This window comes from Elusimicrobium sp. An273 (genome assembly GCF_002159705.1).
Lineage (GTDB): Bacteria > Elusimicrobiota > Elusimicrobia > Elusimicrobiales > Elusimicrobiaceae > Avelusimicrobium > Avelusimicrobium gallicola.
In genome coordinates this window covers 103,148-127,224 of the sequence record NZ_NFJD01000001.1, presented here as the reverse complement: position 1 = coordinate 127,224, position 24,077 = coordinate 103,148, and the positions used below count along the sequence as shown (strand labels likewise).

Below are 24,077 nucleotides of genomic sequence, written 5' to 3'. Positions count from 1 at the left end.
ATTGTATCAAAATAAGGGCTTATTCGTATTTAAGCGCGTCCACCGGTTTGAGTTTGGAAGCTTGGTACGCCGGGTACAGCGCAAACAAAAAGCTGGTGGCCAGCGCAATGAAAATGGAGATGGCGACCACCCACCAGGAAAAGGTCATTTGGTCGGCGTTGTCCGCCATGTGTACGACGGCCAGATATCCAAGCAGCATGCCGCCCATGGCGCCGCACAAGCCCAACAGCAGCGCTTCCACCAGAAATTGAATAAGAATGTCAAAGCGGGTGGCGCCCAAGGCGCGGCGGATTCCGATTTCGCGCGTGCGGGAAAAAATCACCACCATCGTAATGTTCATAATGCCGATGCCGCCCGCAATCATTGCAATTAAACCGATAAAAATCATCGAGCGCAGGTTTTTCCAGGCGGCTTGTCTGTCCAAATTCAATTTGTCGCGGAAGAAATTAATGCTAAATTGGAAATTGGTGCCAAACTGGTGATGCAAAAAACTGCTTAAAGCCGTAGAGGCTTGATTGGCGTTCGTTTCGCTGCCGGCGACAATGCGGATTTTGGTTTCGTAATAATCTCTCCACGAAGGAAGGATATCGTACCAAGTGGAATAGGGAATAAAAATCTGCTGCATCGTTTCCTGGTCGCCCCGGAAACGAAAATCCTTGTCCACGGTGGGCGCGCGCAGAATACCCACGACGGTAAAGCTTTGATCTTCTATGGTAATAGATTGGTTAAGCAAATTGATGCGTTTGACGAATTCTTTCAGGTCTATTCGGTCTTTGTCGGGCGCCCAGGTGGGGGCGGAGAAAACGCGCCGCTCTTTTTTGTCGCGCGGATAGACCACGATAAGGGCCACGCGGTGTTTGTTGATAATGTCTTTCCAGTTAAAGAAACGTCCTTCCACCTGATAGGCAAAAGCGCTGTCTTGAAACGAAGGAAGAATGCCTTCCACAAAAAAACCGGTTAACGTCTGCCCTTTGTAAATGGCTCTGGTGATATATTCATTCGTCCGGAACGCCAAGGAAGAACCTTCCGGCAAGGAACTGAGCAGCTGCTGGTATTGATCCATGGAAAGGGGAGCCTCGATGCTGGTATCCAGGCGGCCTTTGCCGGATATTTCGGCGGTGCGGTTAATATCGCGGTAGCGCTGGCTGAGGACGCTTAAGGTATAGAAAAAGGTGGCAATGCCGATTGCAATGGCAAACACGCTTAAAAAACTGCGCATTTTATGGCTTGTAATTTCGGCCCAGCCGGTGGAAATTAAATCGGGCAGTTTCATACGATTTTACCGTCCTTCATACGGATAATGCGCCGGGCGCCGGCGGCAATTTTTTCGTCGTGCGTAACCATAATAATAGTCAGCCCGTTTTGGTTCAGCTCTTGCAGTAAATTCAAAATTTCCGCTCCGGATTTGGAATCCAAATTGCCGGTGGGCTCGTCCGCCAAGATAATTTCCGGCCGGTTGGCCAAGGCTCGCGCGCAGGCTACGCGCTGGCATTGCCCGCCGGAAAGCTGCAGGGGCGTATTTCCCGCTTTTTGTTCCAAGCCTACCCGGCGCAGCAGTTCACGCGCCCGCGGCAAAATTTCCTTGCGGGGAATAAGGCTGTTGTAGCGCATGGGCAGGGCGATGTTTTGCAAAACGGAGAGCCGGGGCATTAAATTAAACGACTGAAAGATAAAACCGATGTTCGTGCATCTGAAGTGGGAGCGGGTGCGGTCGGGCATTCGGGCGGTTTTGACGCCGTTTAACAGGTATTCGCCGGAAGTGGGTTCATCCAAAAGGCCCAAGATATTAAGAAGAGTGCTTTTCCCGCAGCCGCTGGGGCCCATGATGGAGATAAAATCCCCTTTTTCTATATCCAGCGACACGTCATCCAACGCCCGAAACGATTGGGCGGTTTGGTAAATTTTTACGAGATGTTCACAATGAATTACCATGATTCTCCGTAGGGCAGCGCAATCAGCACCTGGTCGTCTTCTTTCAGGCCGTCGGTAATTTCTACGGTCGTGTCGTTTACCAACCCGGTGGAAACTTCGGTCTTGTCCGCTTTGTTTTTGCCCCGGTATTTGAACACATAGTTCTTTCCGTCTTTTTCAAACAGGGCGTTGGCCGGAATCGTTAAGACGTTTTCGCTCTTTTGCAGCACAATCGTGATATTGGTGTTTACGCCCAGCAAAATGTTTTTTCCGTCGCGGGGGAGCTCCACCAACACCAAAAATCCTTTGCTGTCGCTCCAGCGGTCGCCGCTTTTTTCGATTTGGGTGGAAATGTACGTGATTTTTCCGGTTAACGGTTCGGCCTTATCGCCCAAGGAGATGACTTCTATTTGCACCGGCATTCCTTTTTTAAGCTGCAGCACTTGCGTTTCGCTTACATACAGCGGAATGACCAGCGTGTCGGTATTGACCAAACGCAGCAAGCAAGTGGCATTTTCGGTATTGTCGTAAGAACCTTCCAGAAAGGTTCCCAGCCGGGGGAGCGATAAATTCCGCTCCGATAAGTCTTTTTCGTATTCTTTGGAATCGGCGTGGCATTTGACCACCGTTCCGTCCGCCGGCGCATAGATCGGCACCGGTTTATAATCTTCAAATTCATTGCGCCCCGGTTTAATAAGGGCTAATTTGGTTCCTTTTTTTACGGTATCGCCTTCTTTTACGTATACGGCTTGCAGAATGCCGCTGGGTTTGGAAGTTACTTTGATATCTTGCTTGGCCATGACCGTTCCTTGGCTTTTAAGAAAGATTTCCACCGACCCTTTTTTAACGGATACGATGTCTTCCGGCATAATCACATCCCCTTTGAGTTTTGCAATCAAAGGCTTTACGCCCCACATCCACCCGCCAGCCACTACGGCTGCCGCCAGCAGTAAAAACAAAATCGGCTTCCAGATGCGTTTTAACATTTTTTTAATCATAACCCCTCCGGTTTGTAATCATACAGCTGTTCTCCCAAGGCGTATTGGTAGCGCAGGCGCGAAAGCGTCAGCTCGGAAAGCAAGGTGGCGTAATCCACCTGTGCGGAAATTAATTCTTGGCGGGCGACCGTCAGGTCGGTTGCGCCCATCAGCCCGTTTTTGTATTTCAGCTGGGTGGCGTCAAATTTTTCGGTGGCGGCCTGCAGGCGCAGTTTGGAAATTTCCAGCGAGCGCATTTTAAGGGAAAGCGTATTGCGCGTTTCCACCACGTCGTCGCGCAGCGAACGCAAAAATTGTTCGTATTCCAAGTGGGCGTTTTGGTTGGTCAGGCGGACGTTTTTGCGTTCGCGGTATTTGTTGAAATACAGAAAGCCGATGTCAAACGAAATCCCGGCCGAAATGCCGTAATTATAATCCCACTTTTCGTGAGTGGAAAATCCGCGGCCGGTGTTGGCGAACAAATCCACAAAAACGGAAGGGAGCGTATTGAGGTTGCCCAAGGTTTGGGTAATATCGCTTTGCTTGAGGCTCAAGCGGCGGGTTCGGGCGTCGTAGCGGTGCGCGATGGCGGTGGTAAGGTCTTGGTCAAGGGGCGGGAGCGCGGGCAAATCTTGGGGGATGTTTTCATCCAGCCGGGCCGGCGCTTCGATGGGGCGGTTGATGGCAATGTTGAAATTTTTAAGAGCGTTTGCATAGTCGTTCTGCGCCGAAAAAAGCGAAAGCTGGCTGCTGCGCCAGTTGGTGTCGCTGGAAAGTAAATCGGAGCGGGTTTTTAAGCCGTTTTCATACAAAATACTGTCCTGCTCGTATTGTTTTTTTGCAACGGCCAAGTCGTCTTCATATACCTGCAGCAATTTCTGGCTCAGCAGCAGGTTGTAATACGTTTGCACCGCTTCCAGTACGTACTGCTGAACGGTGGAATCATAATTAATTTGGGCAATTTGCCAATCCAAAGACGCCATTTTATAGTTCAGCACGTCTTTGCCGCTGTTAAACAAATTCCAAGATCCTTGGGCCTGCCCGTAGGAATCGCCGTGCTGAAAATCTTCCCACGAAGAAAAATGGTAATTCCGCCCGTAGGTTTCCGACGCGCTGACCCCCAGCGAGAAAGAAGGAAGAAAGGCCGTAGTAAAGGCGTTTTTATAGGTATTATGCTCAATTTTTAATTTATTGGTTTCCGTTTGCAGCTGCGGGGAATAGTTCAGATACAGGGCAATGTATTGCTGCAGCGTAAAATCCTGTTGCTGGGGGGAAACGCTGCCCGCCAAAGCCGTTTGGGCGGAAAAGGACAGGCCCGCCGCCGCGCTGGCGCAGAAAAGGCAGAAAATGCACCCTAACAGTTTATGCATAGATTTCCCCCAAAATGATATTTATTATAACAAATCCTCGTTAGGTTTCGTATAATAGAACAGTTGACCCGAAAAGGTATATGATGAAACTGAGAAAAAGAAAACTGCATTTGAAATTAAAATGGGGGCTGCTGCCGGGGGTAATCTGTGCGATTGCGCTTGGGATCGGGTGCGGCCTGTTTTTCCCGGACTGGCTGGTGCGGGCGGCCCTTACGTTTAACGGGTTTTTCGGAAATTTTTTAGGGTTTATAATTCCGTTATTGATTGTGGGCCTGGTGGCGCCCGGCATTGCGGAGTTGGGGCGCAGCGCGGGCCGGCTGTTGCTGATTACCACGGTGTTGGCGTATGGGTTTACGCTGGCGTCGGGCTTTTTTAGTTACGGCGTGTCGGAGGCGGTGTTTCCGTATTTGTTGGAAACGTCTTCCCAAACGGCGCAGTTTGCGGCGGCGGCGGAGTTAAAGCCGTATTTTACGGTGGCCATGCCGCCCGTGATGGATGTGATGAGCGCCCTGGTGCTGGCGTTTACGCTGGGGCTGGGGATGGCGGTCATACAAGGCAGTCGTTTAAAAGGCATTATGTGGGATTTTCGCGATATTATTGACCGCGTCATCGCGCGGGTGATTATTCCGCTGCTTCCGTACTACATTTTTGGCATTTTTTTAAATATGACGGTTTCCGGCCAGGTGGTGGCGGTGCTGGGCGTATTCGCCAAAATCATCGTGTTGATTTTTGTCATTACGGCGGTGATGCTTTTCTTGCAGTTTGCGGCGGCCGGCGTGGTGGCGGGGAAAAACCCGTTTTCGATGTTAAAAACGATGTCGGTGGCGTATATGACGGCCTTGGGCACGCAGTCCTCCGCGGCGACGATTCCCGTTACGCTTAAGCAAACCGTCAAATTGGGCGTGCGCGAGGAAGTGGCCGGCTTTGTGGTGCCGCTGTGCGCAACGATTCACTTGTCCGGAAGCACGATGAAAATTGTGGCCTGCGCACTGGCTATTTTGTTTATGAGCGGGACGCCCATGCCGTTTGCCCGGTTTGCCGGATTTATTTGCATGCTGGGGATAACCATGGTGGCCGCGCCGGGGGTGCCGGGGGGCGCCATTATGGCGGCGCTGGGCATTTTGCAGAGCATGCTGGGCTTCTCCGAGGCGGAGCTGGGGCTGATGATCGCGCTCTATATTGCTATGGATTCCTTCGGCACGGCCTGCAACGTAACGGGGGACGGCGCCATTTCGGTGATTGTGGATAAAATTTATTCCCGCCGGGCGCCGCAGGCGGCCCCCAAAATGCCGTCCGCGCCGGGCAACCCGCAGGGCATACGCATTGGATAAAGAATTTAGCAAACAAAAAACGGAGAGGGAAAATCATCTCCGTTTTTTTGTTTAAAGGAACGTTTACACGAGCCCTTGGTCTATCATCGCGTCGGCCACTTTTATAAAACCGGCGATGTTGGCCCCCGCCATATAATTGCCTTTCATGCCGTATTCTTCGGCGGCGGAGAGGCAGCTGTGGTGGATGTTGTTCATAATGCGCTGGAGGTATTGGTCTACCTCTTCGCGCGTCCAATATACGCGCATGCTGTTTTGCGTCATCTCCAGGCCCGATACGGCCACGCCCCCGGCGTTGGAGGCTTTGCCGGGCGAATACAAAATGCCCGCCTCTTGGAACGCTTCAATCGCGCCCGGCGTGCAGGGCATATTGGAGCCTTCGCACACGCATTTGCAGCCGTTTTTCAAAAGCAGTTTGGCGTCTTCGGTGTGCAGTTCGTTTTCGCAGGCGGTGGGGCAGGCCACGTCGCACGGAATGTCCCACGTTTTTTTGCCGGGGCGGAAATGCGCGCCTTTGAATTTTTTGTCGTACTCTTTTAAACTGCCGCGGCGGACAAAGACCAAATCCTTCAGGAAAGCCAACTTTTCGGCGTCCACGCCGTTTTCGTCGTAAATGCTGCCGTCGTAATCCATAAACCCGACGACTTTCCCTCCCAGCTGGGTCAGCTTTTCAATGGCGTAAATGCCCACGTTGCCCGTGCCGGACACGATGCACGTTTTGTGCTGCAGGCTGTCGCCTTTGGTGGCCAGCATATTCTGCGCAAAATACGCCACGCCGTAGCCGGTGGCTTCCGGCCGCAATAAACTGCCGCCCCAGTTGGGCTTTTTGCCGGTGAATGCGCCGGTAAAATCGTTGGTCAGCTTTTTGTACTGCCCGAACATGTACCCGATTTCGCGCGCTCCGCAGCCCAAGTCTCCGGCGGGGATATCGGTGTGGTAGCCGATGTGGTGGTACAGTTCGTTGATAAACGAATGGCAAAAACGCATGACTTCACTGTCGGACTTGCCGCGCGTGTCAAAATCGCTGCCGCCTTTGCCGCCGCCCAAGGGAAGGGTGGTTAAACTGTTTTTAAATACTTGTTCAAAACCTAAAAATTTAAGGACGTCCTGCGTAACCGTTTCGTGAAAGCGCATACCGCCTTTGTAGGGCCCTAAGGCGCTGTTGTATTGCACGCGGAACCCGCGGTTGACGTGAATTTCCCCTTTGTCGTCCTGCCACGGCACGCGGAAGATAATGGTGCGTTCCGGTTCCACAATCCGCTCCAGAATGCGTTCTTTAATATAGAGCGGTTTTTGCTCCAGCACGGGTTTTAACGTGCTGACCACTTCAAATACGGCCTGGTGAAAAACTTTTTGGGCGGGGTCTCTTTTGGTTAGCGCCGCCAGGAACTGCTCGGTGTAAGTATTGGTGTCCATAGCGTCTCCTTTTGGGTCTTGCTACCCCCATTATAAACATATCTTCGGGGGGAAAGCAAGGGGGATTTTCGGTATGAAATATGGTAAGATATACACACACAAGCTGCCCCGCGGGGCAGAGGAGCACGAGATGAAATTATCCCCCAATATGGAAGACTATTTGGAAGCCGTTTCGCTGTGTGCCAACAGTGAAGGCGTGGCCCGGGTGAGCGATATCCGCGATATGTTGGGCGTCAAGACACCCAGCGTAACCGGAGCCATGAAAGCGCTGGCACAGGGGGGATATGTGCGCCACCAGCCCTACAGCGGCATTGAACTGACCGTAAAAGGCCGCCGCGCCGCCGAAGACGTGAAAAAACGCCACGCCATTTTAAGCCGCTTTCTTACCCAAGTTATCGGCGTGAGCCCCAAAATCGCCGATATGGACGCCTGCAAAATGGAGCACGCCGTCAGCCGCGAAACCTTGGAAAAACTGCACGACTACCTGCGCAAGCAAACCGGCGAAAAATAAGCCCGCGCGGGCGGGGTTTGCAAAACCATTTATCCGGTTGGAACGGGTTGGCGGAAAACGGCCATTTTGCTTTTCTCTAAAATCTTCCATCCCGCGCGGCCGCGCGAAAGAGCCCTTAAATTTTCTATAATGTAAATATCCTTAATTATATATACGGAGTGAACGACTATCATGGCAAAAAATAAGTATTCCCATACCGTTTTGCTGCCCAAAACGGATTTTCCGATGCGCGCAGGTCTTGCGCAGAAAGAACCCAAAATCTTGGAGTTCTGGCAGTCCATCCATCTTTACGAAGCAATGCTTAAAAAGAACGAAGCCGGCAAACATTTTGTCTTGCACGACGGCCCGCCCTATGCCAACGGGAAAATTCACATTGGGCACGCTCTGGATAAAACCATTAAGGATATTATTATTAAAAGCCGCGCAATGACGGGGTATTATACGCCCTACGTCCCGGGGTGGGACTGCCATGGCCTGCCCATTGAACAGGCGCTTTTAAAAGAATTGAAACAGGACAAAAAGCACATCACCGATGTGCCGGCCTTCCGCAAAAAAGCCCGCGCCTTTGCCGCCAAATTTATTGATTTGCAACGCCAAGGCTTTAAACGCCTGGGCGTGCAGGGCGATTGGGACAACCCGTATCTTACCATGTCACCGCGCTACGAAGGCATTACGATCGGCGTATTTTTGGATTTGATTGAAAAAGGCTACGTGTATAAAGGGCAAAAAACCATTACGTGGTGTTCCCACTGCGAAACGGCTTTGGCCGACGCCGAAACGGAATACAAAGACGTTAAATCTTCTTCCATTTACCTGCGTTTTAAATTGGTAGACCCCAAAAAAGAAATCTTTGGCGATTTGGATTACACCAAACCCGTCAGCCTGGCGGTCTGGACGACCACCCCGTGGACGATCCCTTCCAACATGGCGGCCGCCGTATCCAATACCGAAGATTACGCCGTTTTGAAAGACGAAAAAACGGGCGAATACTACATTGTGGCCGAAAAACTGGCCGAAGAATTTTTGAAAAATACCGGGTTGGATTGCACGCAAGCCGGCAAAGTGGCCGGAGCGGACTTGGTGGGATTAAAATACTATCATCCGCTGACGCATAAAGAAAACCCCGTCATCTGGACGGACTTTGTAACGATGGACGCCGGGGTGGGTATCGTGCACATCGCGCCCGGCCACGGCGAGGACGACTTCCGCGCCGGCAAACAATGGGGCTTGGAAACCTTCTGCCCCGTGGACGAAAAAGGCTGCTACACCAAAGAAGCGGGCGTGTTTGAAGGCATGCACGTGTTTGACGCCAACCCGCTGATGGTGAAAAAGCTCGACGAACTGGGAGCGCTTATTAAAGAGCAGGAAATCACCCACAGCTATCCGCACTGCTGGCGCTGCCATAACCCCATTATTTTCCGCGCCACCGAACAGTGGTTTATGAGCATTGACAAAGACGGCCTGCGCCAGAAATTAATGGATAATCTGTCCAACGTTAAATTCTATCCCGCCGGCGGCGAAGAGCGGATGCGCTCCATGATTGCGCTGCGGCCGGATTGGTGTCTTTCGCGCCAGCGCTTTTGGGGCACCCCGGTAACGGTGCTGTACTGCAAAAAATGCGGCAAGCCGCAGGTAAACCACGAGCTGTTTGCGTTTATTAAAGAACGCGCGATGAAAGAAGGCTCTGATTTTTGGTTTATTGACCCGGTGGAAAAACTGATGCCGCAAGGATATCACTGCGAATGCGGGTGCGGGGAATTCCGCAAAGAAACCGACATTTTGGACGTATGGCTGGATTCGGGCGTATCGTGGGCGGCCGTGGTGAAAGACCGCGGCATGTCCTTCCCGGCGGACGTCTATTCCGAAGGTTCCGACCAGCACCGCGGCTGGTTCCAAAGTTCGTATATTCCTTCCTTCACGTTGGAAGGAACGGCGCCTTTCAAAACGATTTTAACGCACGGCATGGTGCTGGATCAGCAAGGCCGCCCGATGCACAAATCGCTGGGCAACAGCGTAGACCCCGAAGACGTCATCAACAAATACGGCGCCGACATTCTGCGCCTGTGGGTGGCCTTCTCCGACTATCAGGGCGACGTGCGCATTTCCGACGAAATTTTAGGCGGCCCGGTGGATACGTACCGCAAAATCCGCAACACGGTGCGCTATGCGTTGGGCAACCTGTCCGATTACGATCCGGCCCTGCACCGCGTGCCCGCCAAAGAATTGGCGGAGATGGATCAATATATGCTGGGACGCCTGAACGAGTTAATCCAGGAAGTCCATGCCGGCTACAGCGAGTTTAACTTCCGCCGCGCCATCCGCGCGATTACGGATTTTTGTATTTTGGATCTGTCTTCGTTTATGCTGGACGCTTCCAAAGACCGCCTGTACACGCTGGGGGCTTCGTCTGCGGCGCGGCGCAGCGCGCAGACGGTGCTGGCCGAAATTGCCGTTACGCTGTTGCAGCTCATGGCACCGGTGCTTTCGTTTACCGCCGAAGAAGCCTGGCAGGAACTGCGCAAAACCGCGCTGGGGCGCGATTTGCCGCAGAGCATTTTCCTTTCCAACATGCCGGCCAACGCTTCCATGATTCCGGACGTGAAACTGGAAGAAAAATGGAACAAAATCCGCCGCGTGCGCGAAACCGTGCAGAAAGTATTGGAAGAAACCCGCCAGAAAGGTGTGATCGGCTCTTCGCTGGAAGCCAAGGTAACTTTTAAAACTTCCAATCCGGAAATGAAGGCGTTCTTGGAAGAAACGAAAGCCTTGTGGCCGGAAATTGCCATCGTGTCCGAAGTGGAAATTGCGGACGGAAAAGAAGAGCTGGAAGTAACGGCGGAACACGCCGCCGGCCAAAAATGCGCCCGCTGCTGGCAGTGGAAGCGCGAAGTAGGTTCGGTGCCCGGCCATGCGGATTTGTGCGCCCGGTGCGCGGACGTGCTGGAAAAAGAGGGAATTAAAGTAGAGGAAGAGGAACAAGTCCGTGCGTAATCTCTTGAAAAGAGCGTTTTCTTGGATGAAAGAAAACAGCATGCTTTTAAGCGTGGTGGCGGGAATTTTCCTGCTGGATCATATCACCAAGGTAGCCGCTTTTTTCTATTTGCCCGATCAACCGGTGGAGCTGCTTCCGTTTTTCCATTTGACCTATGTGGAAAATACGGGGGCGGCTTTTGGCATGATGCAAAACGGCAATTTTCTGCTCATTTTCGTCATGCTGGCCATTATCGCCTATATTATTATCAGCTGGCGGGAATTATGTTCCTGCGGAAGCTTGGTAAAATGGGGCGCCGTATTTATTTTGGCGGGTGCATTGGGCAATCTTTATGATAGAATACTGTTAGGATTTGTTATTGACTTTTTGGATTTCCGGGTTTGGCCCGTGTTTAATGTGGCTGACTCCTTTATCACAGTGGGCGGTTGTATGTTTGTGATTTCGCTGTTCATGCAACGCCGCAAAAAACGGGAGGAACGATGAAAAAGATATTAGGGTGCGCCGCAGCCGTTTTGCTGTTGGCCGCGTGCAGCGATGGAAATGAACGCCTTTTTAAGCAGGCCCAGTTGGCCACTTCTAAAGGCAACTACACGCAGGCGATGCAGTTGTATTCGCGCCTTCTCAAACAAGATCCCAAAAACGCTTCTGCCCTGGCCAACCGGGGGATTTTGTGGGAACGCCTTCCGTTTGAAAATGAAAAAGAACGCGCCAAAAACCGCGCTTATGCCGAGCAGGATTATTTAAAAGCCATAGAAGCCAACCCCAATATCCCGGAAATATACAACAACTTGGGCGCTTTGTATATTGATATGGGCCGCTATGTGCCGGCGGTTTACTATTTGTCCGATGCCATTAGCTTAAATCCCAAATACTTTACCGCGTTAATGAACCGTGCCATTGCTTACTTTCGCATGGGCCGTGTAACGGATTCTTTGGCGGATTTTAACCGGGCGTTTCGTATCCGGCAGGATGAGCCGCTTCTTTATTTAAACCGCGGCTTGGCGTATTTTGCTTCGGGCCAATACGAACTGGCACTGGATGATTATACGTATTTAATTTCGCTCACGCCCGACGATGCCCGCCCGTATTTGGAACGCGCCCGCGCTTTTATCAAAGCGGGCTATCCGGCCCAGGCGTATGCGGATTTGGAAGAGGCGGTTTCCATTAAGCCTACCTATGCGTTGGCCTATTATTACATGGGGGATTTGATGTTCCGCCGCGGCGAGACGGATTACGCCTTGGGGCTGTTGGTCAAATCCAAGGAGCTTGCCAGCCAGTATGTGCCCACGTATGATTTAATGGGGGATATGCTTTCGGTGGAAGATCCGGTAGCGGCGACGGCAAACTATATGGTGGCCAAAAAGCTGGATCCGGCCAATGCCGCCAAGTATGACCGCAAAATAAAATTGATGCGCACGGAAGAAGGGCGCCAACGCGTATTGGCGGAGCGTTTCTTCCCGAATTAATTATGTCAGAACAATCTACTGTTATTTCCCGCCCGGAGCCGGCCGCACTTTCTGTGCCGTCCCGGGCGTTTACATACCGTTTTTTTCTCTCCTCCTGCTTTTTGGTGCTGGTGCTTTTTTCGCTTACGTTTCATCATTCCGGAGTGGGAATTTTTATTTTGGGGCTGATGAATTTTCTGTTCTGCGCCGATGTGCTGGTGCGTTCGGCCGCCAAAGACATTTGGGCGGGGCGTTTTAGTTTTGCGGTGCTGATTAGCCTGTGTGCCGGGGCCGGGTTTGTGTATGCTTCTTTAAACACGTTTCTTACCGTTAAACTGTTTGGCCCGTCTGTCGATTTGTTTTTGTATTCTGGGCTTTTGGTTACGCTGGGCCTGTGGGCGGAACGCCGCTTGACCCGCGAAAAAGAACGCGCCCGCGTATTTATTAAAAAAATAGATGATTTTTTGCCCAAATCCGGCCGTTTGTGCGTGGGCAGACAATTTAGAAAAGTATTTGCCAACGAACTGAAAAAAGGCGATTTGATTTTTGTAAAACCGGGCGAACGCTTGGCGGCGGACGGAATCGTCCGCCAGGGGAAAACGTCCATTGACGAACAGCTGATTACCGGCAATATGCTGCCGACCTCCAAAACGGAAGGGAGCCGGGTGTATGCGGGCACGCTGAACAAATCGGCGGAAATATATGTGGAAGTAACGGAAGTGTTGGCTGCCTCGGCGTTGATGAGCGTGATTGACGCCATTAAAAAAGGGGAATTGCTGCGCAGTAAATTTAAAAGCGCGCTGGATGCTTTTTCCGGGTGGGTGTTGCTGCTGCTGTTGCTGGCGGCGGGGGGCGTATATGGGTTTTTGCTCTACACGCACGGCGCCGGGCAATGGTTTCACTGCTTGGGGATTTTCCTCTTTATTTTAGCGGCGGGCTGCCCGGCCGCGCTCGTATTTGCGGCGGTGTTCCCGTCGTTTTTTACGCGTTCCGGCGCACGGGCCAGCAAAATTAAAATTCAAAATGTATACGCCTTGGAAGAACTGGCGCAGGCCGATACGGTATTTTTTGATAAAACCGGCACGCTGACATATGGCGAACTGCGGGTGTCTGGCGTATATCCGGCCAAAAAAATATCGGAGCGGCAGCTCTTGGAAACGATTGCTTCGGCCGAGCAATTGGTGGACGGCCCGTTTGCAGATGCCATCAATTTGTATGCAAAAAAGCACAAAGTAAAAATCCAGCGGGTGCTGTGCTTTGACGTGTTGCCCGGGCTAGGCGTGCAGGCCACGTGCGGGGAAGACAAAATTTTGGCCGGACGCACCCAATGGCTGGAGGAACAGGGCATTAAAACTTCCGCCAAAATCGCCACGGCGGCGGAAGCGGTGGTATGCGTGGCCCGGAACGGGAAATTTTTGGGCTTTTTGACCCTGTCGGATGAACTGCGGCCCGGAGCCAAGGAAACGGTGGCATTGCTTAAATCGCTGGGAAAAGACGTAATTTTAATTTCCGGCGACAATGAAGTTTCCGTGGGCGTCATTGCCCAAGAAGCGGGAATTGAAAAAATGAATTTTAACGTGCTGCCCAAGACCAAGGCGGAAATCGTGTCCAACCTGCGCGCGTTGGGAAAGAAAGTGGTCATGGTGGGGGACGGGTTCAACGACATTATCGCCTTGCTCAAGGCCGACGCGGGAATTGTGTTTTCCTCCGGGCGCAACGTGTACAACAACTGGGTGGATGTTATTGTAAAACGGCGGGACTTGTTTCCCATTTCCTATTTATTTACAATAAATAAGAAACTGCGCCGGGTGGTCGCAATGAACGTACTGCTGGCCGTACTGCTTAATGGCCTTGTGGCGGCGTGGCTGGTGGGGCGTATGCCGCAGCCTTCCGGCTGGCCGCTTTTAGTGGGCGGGAGCCTGGCGGTGGTGTTAATCGTTTTGTTAAATTCAGTGAGGATGTTAAAAATAAAATGAATCATATGCACGATATTGACTTTGGTTATACTTCGGATCATGCCCGTAAAAATGCGGATGCGGTACTGCCGGACATTCAATGCTGGCCCAACCAATATAAACGGGATTATGACATTAAGATAGAATTGCCGGAATTTACGTCCGTCTGCCCCAAAACGGGGCTGCCGGATTTTGGCGTGATTACCATTGAATATGTACCCGATGAACTGTGCCTGGAACTGAAATCGCTGAAGTACTATTTGCTGGAATACCGCGATATGGGTATATTTATGGAAAACATCGCCAATAAAATTTTGGATGACGTGGTAAAAGCGTGCAAGCCCAAAAGAGCGGTGGTAACCGGTGTGTTTACGCCGCGCGGCGGGCTGCGCTCGGTCATTACGGCGAAATACGAGAAAAAATGATGGATAAAAAAAATTGGATATTGGCCGGCGCTTTTGTGCTGGTATTTTTGGCGGGGTGGTTTTTGGCGCGGATGGGGGGCTCCTCTGTGGCGCCGGTGCTTGCGCAAAATACCGAAACCCCGGCGGGGAGCGATTCCCTGCTGGTGGTGGATATGCAGGATGCCGATGAACCCGAAGGCGTAGTGGCGGTTTTGGAGCCCAAGTATGTGGATGATTCCCAAATACCGTCCCAGCTGTCTAAAATTAAAGTGCAGGGCATAGAGCGGGTGGTCTCCCGAACGGGTGATTCTATAGACGCCCCCTCGCAGGACGACAGCGCGGTGATGCTGGGCGATGTAGAACGGACGCGGATTCAATCCAGCGTGGCCCCCGTCTCCCCGAAAAATGAAGACGACAGCAAAATTTCGATGATTGAAGCCCCCGTCCAGGCGAAGGTGATTAAAAACTTGGAAGAATATAAAAAATTCAAGCGCACCGCCCGCGGCAAATATCCGGAAGCCAACTTTGCCAAAGATTATGTGGTGGTGCTGGAATCCACCAGCAACCTGCCGGATAAAGTGTTTGAAATTCAGGACGTGCAGGAAAATGACGGCAAGATGCTGGTCATTTACCGGGTGAATATCTTTGGGTTGGATCAAAAAACCAATACGCACAGCGCCGTGCGGATTGACAAGACGGATCTGCCGATTGAATTGAAACAGGTACTCTAAATTCGTTTGAATTTAAAAAACCCCGCCTTGTGGCGGGGTTTTTTATTGGAAAAGCAGATTATTTTTTCAACAAATTTTCCGAAGGTTTAAAGCGCACTTTTTGCTTGGCGGGCACTTGCACCTTGGCGCCTGTTTTGGGGTTGCGGCGCGTAACGGGGCGGGCGGTTTTTAAATGGAACGAGCCAAAATTGCTGATGACTACTTTGCCGTCTCTTTTTAAACCGTGTTTAATAATTTCAAAAACTTTATCCACCGACATTTTGGCCTGTTTCTTGTCCAACACATGCCGGGTTAAATGGCGGATTACGTCGTCCTTATTCATTTTCTTCTTTCCTTACCGTCCCCGGGCCGGGCCCGAAAGACGCATTTTAAATTATTTGTTGCCCCGGTTGGTAAATCCCATGGCGTGCAGCAGCACCCAGGGCTTTTTGCCTTGGCAGACAATTTGCCAAATAGCGTCCAAAATCGGGGTTTTTAAATTGTTTTTGCGTGCGATGTCGTATACGCTTTGCACGGAGTTTACGCCTTCGGCGATGGTGCCCACTTCTTTCTTGGCTTCTTCCAACGAGAGGCCCGAGCCCAGCTTTTCGCCCAAGCGGCGGTTGCGGGAGATGGCGGACATACCGGTTAAAATCGCATCGCCAAATCCGGCCAAGCTGTAAACGGTGCCCGGCTGGCCCCCTTGGCTGACGATAATATCGTTCATTTCCTGCATGGCCTGCGTAATCAGCGCCGCCTTGGAGTTGGCTCCGTCGCCAATGCCGTCTATTACCCCGCAGCCGATAGCCAGCACATTTTTAATGCCGCCGCCGTATTCCACGCCGCGGCGGTCGGACGCGGGAACGACGATGATCGGGTCTCCGCTCATCACATCACGGATTTCATCCACCAAGGCGGGGTCTTTCCCGGCCAGCATAATTTTGGTCGGCACATCCTGTGCTACTTCCAACGCAAAGCTGGGGCCGGAGAAGGCAAGTGCTTTGTCTTTTAACTGCGGAAGTTCTTCTTCAATCAGTTCGCAAATGGTTTTAAATGTTTTGTCCTCAATGCCTTTGGAGGCGCTGACCACCGGCACCGCCCGCCCGTTTAAAAGCGGCTTTAGCTGCTTGCGGCAGAAGGAGCGGATGGCTTTGGAAGAAATGACAAAAATAATTAAATCGGTGTCCTGCACGGCCTCCGCCACGTCACCGGTTAGGCGGATATTGTCGTGAAGTTTAAAATTGGGGATGTTGGGGTGGCGGCCCATGGTTTTAAGCACATTGAGCAGGTGCTCGTTGTATTCCCACAGAGCCACATTATAGCCCTTTTTAGCCAAATGCTGGGCGATTACGCTGCCCCAAATGCCGGCCCCTAAAACAGTGATTTTATTTATTTTCATGTTGTTCTTTTCTCTTTTTGGCGCCGTCTTCAAATTTAAGTTCTTTTTGCGCGAGCAGGCGTTTGATGTTGGGAATATGCTTGTAGATCACCAGCAAGCTGACGGCCGTTACCATCAAATTCACGGAAAGCGGATGATTGCCGATAAAGAAACTGGCAATCGGCAGCACGACACAGGCGCAAATAGAACCGATGGAAATGCGCCCCCACAACGCCACACACACCACAAACGAGGCAAAAGCGATGGCGGTGGGAATCGGCAGCAAGGCGGCAAATACGCCGGCCGAAGTGGCCACGCCTTTTCCGCCGCGGAATTTAAGGTAAATCGTCCACATATGGCCTAAAATGGCAATTACGCCGCAGGCAATGGCCACCCAGTAGTTCTCCGGGCAATAGTGGCGCGCCAGACACACCGGAATAAAGCCTTTCAATCCGTCAATGAGAAACGTGGCAATGCCCGCCCATTTGCCGACCGTGCGGTACACGTTGGCCGCCCCGGGGTTGCCGGAGCCGTATTCGCGGATGTCAATGCCCATGGAGCGTTTGGCAATCAGATAACCGGTCGGGACGGACCCGAGTAAATAACTAAACAAAACGAGAATGGTAACAGTCGTAATCATATAACCATTATATTAAATTTAAACGTTATGAAAAGCTGGTATCTGGCGTTTAACATGGAAATTTAACCGTTTTTTATGTAGACTTTACATATGAGACTACTTTGTATATTTCTTTTTTCGCTCTGTTTTACTCCGATGCTGCAGGCGTTGGAGCAGGCCCCTGCGCCGATCAATGAAAACGCTTTTTTAATTCAAAAAGAAATCGCCACCTGGCCGACCGACCAAACTTTTAACACCCAGGTTTCCGTTTACAACTGCCAAGCGGTGCGGCTGCACCCCAATTGGTTTTTAACGTCGGCCCATTGCGTCTATTCCGCCTGCGCCACGCGCCCTTGTACGGTGGAAATTACGTTGGCAGAGTCTCCGGATTTGCTGGCCCGGGTACGGGTCAAGCACAGCACCGTCTCGCCCAGCGTGTATATTTATCCGGGGTTTTTCCCCGGGCAGAACCGCATCAGCGGTATGGACGCGGCCTTAATCCGCTTTGATCCGCAAAAAGCCGAATATTCCTACATTAATTTGGAAGACGGCCGCGCCTTGACGCGCGGCGAATTTGAAAAGAAACTTCGTTTTGATACGGAAGCGCAGGCCCAGCTGAATGCGGCGGGAGCCCGGCTGCTTAATGTATCGGGCATCGGCACCTCCAAATTAAAACCGCAGATTGTGGTGCCCAAAACCACGGCCGGCGTGATTTCGTATTTGCCGGGCAATTCGCCGGAAGTGTATTTCGTACAGGAACTGCAGCATTTTATCTCGCCGGGGTTTGGCGTGCGGCAGGGCAACTCGGGCGGCGGCGTGTTTACGCGCTCCGGCGATTTGGTGGGGCTTGTTTCTTCCTTGCTCTATGCGCAGGACGGAAGCGCCTCTTTCCACGATGCCGAGGGCAAGACCTTGCTTACCTTGCGCAACGCCCGGGACTTCTTCTTCTTTACCGGGTTTAACGGCTCTACCCTCAATTTTATCCGCAACAAAGTTCCCAATTTGCGGACGGTGGGGGTAATTCCCGACTTTGCCACCCCTTCCAACAAGAAGTTTGACGCTATCGTAAAGGCCGAACAGGCGGCTTCACTTCGTTTTTAATAATTTTTGCAGGCTGGCAAAATTGCCGTCCGTCGCCATTAAGGTAAGTTCCACGGCGCCGGACGGTTTTTCTTTGCGTCCGGTCACCAAAGCTTTTTCGTATATTTTCCCAAGCAGGGCAAACGATTGCGGCGGCAGCACCAGGCGGTGCAGTTTCCAGCGGTAGGCGGCGGCTTCTTCCACTTGCTCAAGCAATTGCCGCAGGTGGGTGCCGCGGGCGGCGCTGACAAAAAGCGCCTGCGGAACTTGTGCCTGTAGGAGCGCCTGGCGGGCGGGGGAGAGTAAATCGGCTTTGTTAAACACTTCAATAAGCGGGGTTTTCTGGGCGCCCAAATCCGTCAGAATTTTGCGCACGGTGGCCGCTTGTTCGGCGCGGTGGGGGGAGGAGGCGTCCTGCACGTGCAAGATAACGTCTGCAAAAGTAGTTTCTTCCAGCGTGGCGCGAAAGGAGCTGACCAGGCTGTGCGGCAGTTTTTGAATAAATCCCACCGTGTCCGTAAACAGCATTTCTCCGCCGGCCGGCATACGGACGCGGCGGGTGGTTGGATCTAACGTGGCAAAAAGTTTGTCGTCTGCGTAGACGGCGGTTTGGTTGGTCAGTGCGTTTAAGAGCGTACTTTTGCCGGCATTGGTGTAGCCTACAATGGCAATTTGCGGCAACGGAATTTGCCCGCGCCGCTGGCGGCGCAGGGAGCGTTCTTGTTTCACTTGCTCTATTTCTTTTTCCAATTTGCTGATGCGCAAGCGCAGGCGGCGTTTGTCATATTCCAATTTGGTTTCGCCCGGCCCGCGCAGGCCGATTCCGCCTTTTTGCTGCATCAGGGCCGTTCCTTTGCCGCCCAAGCGCGGCAGGAGGTATTTTAATTGGGCCAGTTCCACCTGCAGTTTGCCTTCCTGGGTGCGGGCGCGCTGGGCGAAAATGTCTAAAATCAGGCGGGTGCGGTCTATTACCTTGGCGGGGATGATTTCTTCTAAATTGTTTTGTTGGGCGGGGGAGATTTCATCGTCAAAAATGACCGTCTGCGCTTCGTTAAGCCGTACGGCTTGGGCGATTTCTTCGGCTTTTCCGCGGCCGATCAGCGCCGCGGCACCGAATGCCTGCACCCGCACGCGAAAAGTCTCCGCCACTTCCGCGCCCGCCGTGTGGGCCAGGCGGCGCAGCTCTTCCAGCGATTCTTCGTTAAACGTTTCGCTTTTTAGACAAACGCTTACTAAAATGACGCGTTCCATATCTATCCTGCCTGCTGCGAAGCGGCGAGCTGCACTAAAATTTGCCGGGCCAACGACCGGGGCTGAAAATCGGCCGGCGTGTGGAGCGGCAGGCGAAGGGCGTTGGTGTAGCGATTAAACCAGGTGCGCTGGCGTTTGGCGTATTGGCGGGTGAGAAGAGCAATCTGTTTAGTCGCTTCCTGCCGGGAAAGCTTGCCGGACAGATATTGCACCGCCTGCGGATAGCCCAAGCTTTTTAAGGCGGGTATATCCGCGGCAAAGCCTTCTTGGAGCAGTTGGCGGGTTTCTTGGCACATCGGGTCAAAAATAGATTCGGTGCGGCGGGCAATCCGCTCGTTTAAAATTTCTTTATCCCAATCCAAATATACCCAAAACGAAGTTTTTGGATCGGGCAATTTAAAAAAGTGGCCGCTTTTGAGTTCGCTGGCCGGCCGTCCCGTCAGCAAGAAAAGTTCCAAGGCGCGCATCGTGCGCTGAACGTTTCCCGCCGGAATTTGGGCGGCGGAAGCGGGGTCTTTCTTTTCCAGTTCCGCATGCAGGCCCTGCTTGCCTTTCTCTTTTAAAAGGGCCGACAGATATTCCCGCGTTTTAGGCGTAGAGGAGGGCAGTTCGTCCATTCCCACAAAATAAGCGTGTAAATACATTCCCGTTCCGCCGGCAAAAATAAGTTGTCTGTCCGGGTGTTGGGCGGCTATTTCGGCCGCACGTTTGCGAAAAGCGCCCGCGTTAAACGTTTCCGTAACGGGCAAAAAATCCACCAGGCCGTAGGGAACGCCTTCCACTTGGTAATATCCATTGTGCCACTGGCCCTGCGGTTTGGCGGTGCCGGCGGTTAAGCGGGTGTATACTTGGCGGGAATCAGCCGACACAATCATCCCCCCCGTTTGGCGGGCGAGTTCCAGCGCCAGTTCTGTTTTGCCGGAGGCGGTCGGGCCGCAGAGTACAATGGGTTTCATATCTATATTTTAATAAATTTGGGACGGAGGGTCTTGCCCTGCGTTACTTTTGCGTTTGCTCGGCAAGAGCAAGGGGAAACGTATGGTAATTGCGCTGGGAAAGGGGCGGAGCAGAGGGGATAGAGGAGGTCTTTATAGACAAATGTGGGCGATAAATTGTTTCTAAATATTTATTCTAAACAAACGGGCCTTTTCCTAGAAAGATTGGCAGTCGTAAAAATGCAACTAAAGAAGTACGACTGCTCCTTTTTTGCTGGAAAGGCTGTAAGAAAACCCATTTAAAAGCCCCGGGTGTCGGCCCGGGGCTTTTTATTTATTTGCGAAGTTTGGGATTTATTTGCCTTCAAAAAGGCTTTCGTCTTTTTGAATTTTGTTGCAGATTTTGTGGCACTTGCAGCCGGCTACGCACACTTCGGGCAGTTTCAGCAAAATGCGGGTGTCGCAGTCGTTAAAGTCGTCGGCCATTTCGCTGATGACTTTGGCGTCCTTGTCCGCCATTTTGATAAACTCAATGCCGATGGTGTACACATTTTCGCGTTGTTTGACCCACGCCAGCTTGGCTTCCACTTCCATTTTGCCGGTGCCGGGCAGCTGCAGGCTGATGGAAAAGCGATCGGCCAGCGGCGCGCCTAAAAAGCTGATCATACGCATACCGGAAGCGGACAAGTCCGCCAAGATGGCGACTAAAGAAGTTTCTTTTCCGTCTTCGGTTTTATAATGCAGGTTGACCGGTTCAATCAGATTGCTGATTACCGGCATGCGCGGATGTCTGCGTTTTTCGGAGAAATTTTTTGTCATACTTAGTCCCTCGCAAATAATAAAGTCCCGTCGGCCCGCTCAATTGTGGTGCGAACCAGCGACCCTACCGGGTGTTTTTGTTTTGTCTTTACCCAAAAATTTTCGGAAGAACGGCCTTTGTCTTCCGTTTCCATAAGCACTTCCTGCACGGAGCCTACTTGCTTTTGGTAGGCCGCGTCCGAAAGGCCTCTTACTTTATTTAACAAAATATCAAGTCTTTCTTCCAGTACATTTTCGGGAAGAAGTTTCATTTGGGCGGCCGGCGTGCCTTGGCGGGGGGAGTATTTATAGCAATAGGCGATAAAAAACTGCACCTCGTCTACCAAGGTAAGCGTTTGGTGAAAATCGTCTTCCGTTTCGGTGGGAAACCCGACGATAATATCCGTAGAAATGTTAAACCCGCAGGCTTTTAGGGCGCGGATTTTTTCCAAAAATAATTCCCGCGTGTAGCCGCGTTTCATTTCCTGAAGCACTTTGGTGGATCCGCTTTGCACCGGCAAATGCACGTGTCGGGCGATTTTGGGATTGGCTTTGACGGCGTTTAAAAAAGCGGGCGTAAAATAAATGGGGTGCGGGCTCGTAAAGCGCACGCGTTCTACGCCGGGCACTTCGCTGACGCGGTTTAACAAATCCGCAAACGAAACCGCTCCGTCCTCATAGGCGTTTACCGTTTGGCCCAAGAGCATAATTTCTTTGGCGCCGGCCGCCGTTTTGCGGGCAACTTCCTGCAAGATATCCTGCACGGGCAAACATTTAATTGGCCCGCGCACGCTGGGCACAATGCAATAGGTGCAGGCAAAATTGCACCCGCGCATAATGGTGACGTACCCGGTCAGCCCCGGAGCCGGAAGCGCCCCGGCCGCCGACGGCGTGCCAAAGAGGCCGCTTTTATCCAGCGTATCGGAAAAATGCTCAATGTTCTTGGCGCCGGAGAGAATATCCAAAAACGGATATTTCTTTTGCAGTGCGCTTCCCAAGCGCTGGGCGGCGCAGCCGGCAAAAATAATCACGCGGCCCGGTTTTTCTTTTTTCCACGCTGCCAGCCGCCCCAAGAAAGACACGGCGCGGTGTTCGGCATGGTCGCGCACGGTGCAGGTGTTAATCAGCACGGTGTCGGCCTCGTCCAGTTTATCGGTCAGCACGGCGCCGCGCGCCGCTAAATGCGCAAACATTTCGTCCGAGTCGGCCACGTTCATTTGGCAGCCATACGTTTGGATAAATACTTTATTCATTTGTTTTAAAAGCACAAGGCGGCCTTGTAAAAAGACCGCCTTGTTTGCGTGGTAAGATTAGAACAAGCTGCTGATTTTTTTGATGCTTTCCAAAAGCGGCTGGGTTAAGTGCAGCTTAATGACCCGTCTGCCTTTGGCTTGCAGCGCCTGAAAATCGCCCAACGCCTGCGCATTGCAGAGCTGGCCGAAGGTGTAGTGCTGGCCGGGGATTTTGATGTCCTTGGCCGGATCGGCGGAGAGGATTAAAAACACGCCGTTGTTGCCGCCGCCTTTGTGCAGTTGGCCGGTGGAGTGCAGGTAGCGCGGGCCGAAGCCAAACAGTACGGCGCGTTTGGTGCGGGCCATAATTTTATCGCGCAGGGCCAACAGGGCTTTTTCCACGTCTTCGGACGGGTAGACATAAGGCAAAATGGCCACATAGTCGTTGCTTTCCAAGAGCGAGTAAAGATCTTGGGAGAGCGTGTCCAACTTCACTTCGTCGGCGATGTCGGCGGAAACCAAAATCGGCGCGGATACTTCGGCCGGGATGTCGCCCGCTTCCAGCTTGGCCAAGATGTTTTTGGTTAAGGTCTTGGCTTCCTGCACGTTGGGCTGGTCAAACGGGTCAATGCCCAAAATGGCGCCCGCCGCAGCGGTGGCAATTTCCCACAAGAGGAACATCGCGCCCAGCTGGTAGATATCCTTCATAAAAATGGTCAAAATCGGATATCCGCGTTCGGCTAAATCTTTGGCAATGGCGCTGACGCGCTTGTCGTCTTCACTGCCGGTGGAAAGGTGCACAAACAGGCGGTCTTCCCGGTAGTCAAAGTTGGGCGTCAGGGTTTCGCCCGCCACTGGCACGATGCCTTTGCCTTCTTTGCCGGTAGATTCGGCCACCAGCTGTTCGGCCCACAAGCCGAAGGTGGCAAAATCTTTCGGGGTCAGCAGCGTCAGTTTGTCTTGGTTGTGATTGACGTTGCACGCGCCCATAAATGCGCCCAATTTCACGGCGGCGTTGTCTTTTACCGGGGCGTCGGGGCCGAACGTGGCGGCTTCTTCTTTGGCCACGGTAAGCAGGCGTTTGACGTCTACGCCCATAATGGCGGCCGGCACAATGCCAAACATAGACAGCGCGGAAAAACGACCGCCGATGTCGGCCGGGTTCAAAAATACTTTGCGGAAATTATGCTTTTTGGCCAAAGCCACAAGCCCGGTGCCCGGGTCGGTAATGGCGGCGAAGTTTTGGCCGGGTTCTTTGACGCCGGCTTTTTTCACTTCATCCAAGAAGTAGGCAAATTGAGAGGAGGGTTCCACCGTGCCGCCGGATTTGCTGGCGAAGATGAACAGCGTCTGCGCCGGGTTGATGCGGGCGCGGGCCGCGCCGATCCAGTCCGGGTTGGTGGTATCCAGAACGATGAGTTCCGGCCAGCCGTCCTGCTTGCCGAAAACCGTGCGGAACACTTCCGGCGCCAGGGACGAGCCGCCCATACCCATAATCACGCAGTGTTTGAAATTTTGTTTTACGTCATTTGCAAAAGCCAACACTTCGTCTATCCGTTCCAGCGTCCAGTCGTAGACTTTCTGCCAGCCTAAGAATTTAACGATAAATTCCATATGCTCTTTGTCGTGTTTCCAAAGAGTGGGATCCTTGGCCCAGAATTTGGTGTTGAAATCCAGCCCTTCCAGCTTGATTTCACCTTCTCTGATAATTCCTTCGGCCATGGGGTTTGCTTGTGTGTTCATAAGTTTCATCATCCTTTCTTAT

General features: G+C 52.3%; 22 protein-coding genes. 9 read left to right on the top strand and 13 right to left on the bottom strand.

Translation table 11 applies throughout. The features are described from left to right. Nucleotides 1-19 precede the first annotated feature (19 nt). The 4 genes from B5F75_RS00615 to B5F75_RS00600 are packed head-to-tail and all read right to left on the bottom strand — an operon-like array spanning nt 20 to nt 4,258. Complete coding sequence (locus B5F75_RS00615; RefSeq protein WP_087286387.1) at nt 20-1,273, bottom strand: ABC transporter permease; 1,254 nt, start codon at nt 1,271-1,273, stop codon at nt 20-22. After that, on the bottom strand, nt 1,270-1,932 hold the full coding sequence (locus B5F75_RS00610; RefSeq protein WP_204201189.1) for an ABC transporter ATP-binding protein: 663 nt from the start codon (nt 1,930-1,932) through the stop codon (nt 1,270-1,272). The genes B5F75_RS00615 and B5F75_RS00610 overlap by 4 nt, the downstream gene beginning before the upstream one ends. After that, a complete protein-coding gene (locus tag B5F75_RS00605; RefSeq protein ID WP_087286381.1) occupies nt 1,926-2,909 on the bottom strand; it encodes an efflux RND transporter periplasmic adaptor subunit in 984 nt (327 codons plus the stop codon). Before B5F75_RS00605 ends, B5F75_RS00610 begins: the two co-directional genes overlap by 7 nt. Continuing rightward, nucleotides 2,906-4,258 (bottom strand): TolC family protein, encoded by a 1,353-nt coding sequence (locus B5F75_RS00600; RefSeq protein WP_087286379.1) that lies wholly within the window; start codon nt 4,256-4,258, stop codon nt 2,906-2,908. The genes B5F75_RS00605 and B5F75_RS00600 overlap by 4 nt, the downstream gene beginning before the upstream one ends. An 80-nt stretch (nt 4,259-4,338) precedes the next feature. Here B5F75_RS00600 and B5F75_RS00595 point away from each other — a divergent pair, with 80 nt between their 5' ends. After that, nucleotides 4,339-5,589 (top strand): dicarboxylate/amino acid:cation symporter, encoded by a 1,251-nt coding sequence (locus tag B5F75_RS00595; protein ID WP_204201187.1) that lies wholly within the window; start codon nt 4,339-4,341, stop codon nt 5,587-5,589. A gap of 63 nt (nt 5,590-5,652) precedes the next feature. Here B5F75_RS00595 and gdhA read toward each other — a convergent pair whose 3' ends face one another. Then, nucleotides 5,653-7,002 (bottom strand): NADP-specific glutamate dehydrogenase, encoded by a 1,350-nt coding sequence (gene gdhA / locus B5F75_RS00590; RefSeq protein ID WP_087286376.1) that lies wholly within the window; start codon nt 7,000-7,002, stop codon nt 5,653-5,655. Between the two features lie 73 nt (nt 7,003-7,075). Here gdhA and B5F75_RS00585 point away from each other — a divergent pair, with 73 nt between their 5' ends. From B5F75_RS00585 to B5F75_RS00555, 7 genes are all read left to right on the top strand, one after another. After that, on the top strand, nt 7,076-7,513 hold the full coding sequence (locus tag B5F75_RS00585) for a metal-dependent transcriptional regulator (RefSeq protein WP_087286373.1): 438 nt from the start codon (nt 7,076-7,078) through the stop codon (nt 7,511-7,513). A gap of 171 nt (nt 7,514-7,684) precedes the next feature. Further along, nucleotides 7,685-10,504: an isoleucine--tRNA ligase gene (ileS, locus tag B5F75_RS00580; RefSeq protein ID WP_087286369.1), complete on the top strand. Its 2,820-nt coding sequence runs from the start codon at nt 7,685-7,687 to the stop codon at nt 10,502-10,504. Nucleotides 10,505-10,529: 25 nt separating this feature from the next. Beyond that, on the top strand, nt 10,530-10,988 hold the full coding sequence (gene lspA, locus B5F75_RS00575; protein WP_204201185.1) for a signal peptidase II: 459 nt from the start codon (nt 10,530-10,532) through the stop codon (nt 10,986-10,988). Then, nucleotides 10,985-11,971 (top strand): tetratricopeptide repeat protein, encoded by a 987-nt coding sequence (locus B5F75_RS00570; RefSeq protein WP_087286366.1) that lies wholly within the window; start codon nt 10,985-10,987, stop codon nt 11,969-11,971. Before lspA ends, B5F75_RS00570 begins: the two co-directional genes overlap by 4 nt. A gap of 2 nt (nt 11,972-11,973) precedes the next feature. Then, on the top strand, nt 11,974-13,926 hold the full coding sequence (locus tag B5F75_RS00565; RefSeq protein WP_087286363.1) for a heavy metal translocating P-type ATPase: 1,953 nt from the start codon (nt 11,974-11,976) through the stop codon (nt 13,924-13,926). 5 nt (nt 13,927-13,931) lie between these two features. Further along, the gene (gene queF / locus B5F75_RS00560; protein WP_087287550.1) at nt 13,932-14,330 is read left to right on the top strand and encodes a preQ(1) synthase; all 399 of its coding nucleotides are present in this window, start codon (nt 13,932-13,934) and stop codon (nt 14,328-14,330) included. Next, complete coding sequence (locus B5F75_RS00555; protein ID WP_087286360.1) at nt 14,327-15,040, top strand: hypothetical protein; 714 nt, start codon at nt 14,327-14,329, stop codon at nt 15,038-15,040. The genes queF and B5F75_RS00555 overlap by 4 nt, the downstream gene beginning before the upstream one ends. Before the next feature lie 58 nt (nt 15,041-15,098). Here B5F75_RS00555 and B5F75_RS00550 read toward each other — a convergent pair whose 3' ends face one another. The 3 genes from B5F75_RS00550 to plsY are packed head-to-tail and all read right to left on the bottom strand — an operon-like array spanning nt 15,099 to nt 17,037. Continuing rightward, a complete protein-coding gene (locus B5F75_RS00550; RefSeq protein WP_087286357.1) occupies nt 15,099-15,362 on the bottom strand; it encodes an HU family DNA-binding protein in 264 nt (87 codons plus the stop codon). Nucleotides 15,363-15,413: 51 nt separating this feature from the next. After that, nucleotides 15,414-16,418 (bottom strand): NAD(P)H-dependent glycerol-3-phosphate dehydrogenase, encoded by a 1,005-nt coding sequence (locus B5F75_RS00545; protein ID WP_087286354.1) that lies wholly within the window; start codon nt 16,416-16,418, stop codon nt 15,414-15,416. Next, entirely contained in the window at nt 16,405-17,037 is a 633-nt protein-coding gene (plsY, locus tag B5F75_RS00540) for a glycerol-3-phosphate 1-O-acyltransferase PlsY (RefSeq protein WP_087286351.1), read from the bottom strand. Before plsY ends, B5F75_RS00545 begins: the two co-directional genes overlap by 14 nt. A gap of 90 nt (nt 17,038-17,127) precedes the next feature. Here plsY and B5F75_RS00535 point away from each other — a divergent pair, with 90 nt between their 5' ends. Beyond that, the gene (locus tag B5F75_RS00535; RefSeq protein WP_087286348.1) at nt 17,128-18,117 is read left to right on the top strand and encodes a trypsin-like serine protease; all 990 of its coding nucleotides are present in this window, start codon (nt 17,128-17,130) and stop codon (nt 18,115-18,117) included. Here B5F75_RS00535 and hflX read toward each other — a convergent pair. From hflX to B5F75_RS00510, 5 genes are all read right to left on the bottom strand, one after another. Further along, nucleotides 18,103-19,347 (bottom strand): GTPase HflX, encoded by a 1,245-nt coding sequence (gene hflX, locus B5F75_RS00530; protein ID WP_087286344.1) that lies wholly within the window; start codon nt 19,345-19,347, stop codon nt 18,103-18,105. The two genes, B5F75_RS00535 and hflX, sit on opposite strands and share 15 nt — an antisense overlap. Before the next feature lie 2 nt (nt 19,348-19,349). Next, complete coding sequence (miaA, locus tag B5F75_RS00525; RefSeq protein ID WP_087286341.1) at nt 19,350-20,303, bottom strand: tRNA (adenosine(37)-N6)-dimethylallyltransferase MiaA; 954 nt, start codon at nt 20,301-20,303, stop codon at nt 19,350-19,352. 333 nt (nt 20,304-20,636) lie between these two features. Further along, a complete protein-coding gene (locus B5F75_RS00520; protein ID WP_087286339.1) occupies nt 20,637-21,101 on the bottom strand; it encodes a PilZ domain-containing protein in 465 nt (154 codons plus the stop codon). 2 nt (nt 21,102-21,103) lie between these two features. Next, nucleotides 21,104-22,333 (bottom strand): tRNA (N6-isopentenyl adenosine(37)-C2)-methylthiotransferase MiaB, encoded by a 1,230-nt coding sequence (gene miaB, locus B5F75_RS00515; protein ID WP_143351214.1) that lies wholly within the window; start codon nt 22,331-22,333, stop codon nt 21,104-21,106. A 57-nt stretch (nt 22,334-22,390) separates the two neighbouring features. Then, a complete protein-coding gene (locus tag B5F75_RS00510) occupies nt 22,391-24,055 on the bottom strand; it encodes a glucose-6-phosphate isomerase (protein WP_158093730.1) in 1,665 nt (554 codons plus the stop codon). Nucleotides 24,056-24,077 lie beyond the last annotated feature (22 nt).

What these genes read in the sequence shown, in the direction of transcription:
- B5F75_RS00615 (WP_087286387.1), bottom strand. Translation starts at nt 1,273, where the DNA reads ATGAAACTGCCCGATTTAATTTCCACCGGCTGGGCCGAAATTACAAGC.
- B5F75_RS00610 (WP_204201189.1), bottom strand. Translation starts at nt 1,932, where the DNA reads ATGGTAATTCATTGTGAACATCTCGTAAAAATTTACCAAACCGCCCAA.
- B5F75_RS00605 (WP_087286381.1), bottom strand. Translation starts at nt 2,909, where the DNA reads ATGATTAAAAAAATGTTAAAACGCATCTGGAAGCCGATTTTGTTTTTA.
- B5F75_RS00600 (WP_087286379.1), bottom strand. Translation starts at nt 4,258, where the DNA reads ATGCATAAACTGTTAGGGTGCATTTTCTGCCTTTTCTGCGCCAGCGCG.
- B5F75_RS00595 (WP_204201187.1), top strand. Translation starts at nt 4,339, where the DNA reads ATGATGAAACTGAGAAAAAGAAAACTGCATTTGAAATTAAAATGGGGG.
- gdhA (WP_087286376.1), bottom strand. Translation starts at nt 7,002, where the DNA reads ATGGACACCAATACTTACACCGAGCAGTTCCTGGCGGCGCTAACCAAA.
- B5F75_RS00585 (WP_087286373.1), top strand. Translation starts at nt 7,076, where the DNA reads ATGAAATATGGTAAGATATACACACACAAGCTGCCCCGCGGGGCAGAG.
- ileS (WP_087286369.1), top strand. Translation starts at nt 7,685, where the DNA reads ATGGCAAAAAATAAGTATTCCCATACCGTTTTGCTGCCCAAAACGGAT.
- lspA (WP_204201185.1), top strand. Translation starts at nt 10,530, where the DNA reads ATGAAAGAAAACAGCATGCTTTTAAGCGTGGTGGCGGGAATTTTCCTG.
- B5F75_RS00570 (WP_087286366.1), top strand. Translation starts at nt 10,985, where the DNA reads ATGAAAAAGATATTAGGGTGCGCCGCAGCCGTTTTGCTGTTGGCCGCG.
- B5F75_RS00565 (WP_087286363.1), top strand. Translation starts at nt 11,974, where the DNA reads ATGTCAGAACAATCTACTGTTATTTCCCGCCCGGAGCCGGCCGCACTT.
- queF (WP_087287550.1), top strand. Translation starts at nt 13,932, where the DNA reads ATGCACGATATTGACTTTGGTTATACTTCGGATCATGCCCGTAAAAAT.
- B5F75_RS00555 (WP_087286360.1), top strand. Translation starts at nt 14,327, where the DNA reads ATGATGGATAAAAAAAATTGGATATTGGCCGGCGCTTTTGTGCTGGTA.
- B5F75_RS00550 (WP_087286357.1), bottom strand. Translation starts at nt 15,362, where the DNA reads ATGAATAAGGACGACGTAATCCGCCATTTAACCCGGCATGTGTTGGAC.
- B5F75_RS00545 (WP_087286354.1), bottom strand. Translation starts at nt 16,418, where the DNA reads ATGAAAATAAATAAAATCACTGTTTTAGGGGCCGGCATTTGGGGCAGC.
- plsY (WP_087286351.1), bottom strand. Translation starts at nt 17,037, where the DNA reads ATGATTACGACTGTTACCATTCTCGTTTTGTTTAGTTATTTACTCGGG.
- B5F75_RS00535 (WP_087286348.1), top strand. Translation starts at nt 17,128, where the DNA reads ATGAGACTACTTTGTATATTTCTTTTTTCGCTCTGTTTTACTCCGATG.
- hflX (WP_087286344.1), bottom strand. Translation starts at nt 19,347, where the DNA reads ATGGAACGCGTCATTTTAGTAAGCGTTTGTCTAAAAAGCGAAACGTTT.
- miaA (WP_087286341.1), bottom strand. Translation starts at nt 20,303, where the DNA reads ATGAAACCCATTGTACTCTGCGGCCCGACCGCCTCCGGCAAAACAGAA.
- B5F75_RS00520 (WP_087286339.1), bottom strand. Translation starts at nt 21,101, where the DNA reads ATGACAAAAAATTTCTCCGAAAAACGCAGACATCCGCGCATGCCGGTA.
- miaB (WP_143351214.1), bottom strand. Translation starts at nt 22,333, where the DNA reads ATGAATAAAGTATTTATCCAAACGTATGGCTGCCAAATGAACGTGGCC.
- B5F75_RS00510 (WP_158093730.1), bottom strand. Translation starts at nt 24,055, where the DNA reads ATGAACACACAAGCAAACCCCATGGCCGAAGGAATTATCAGAGAAGGT.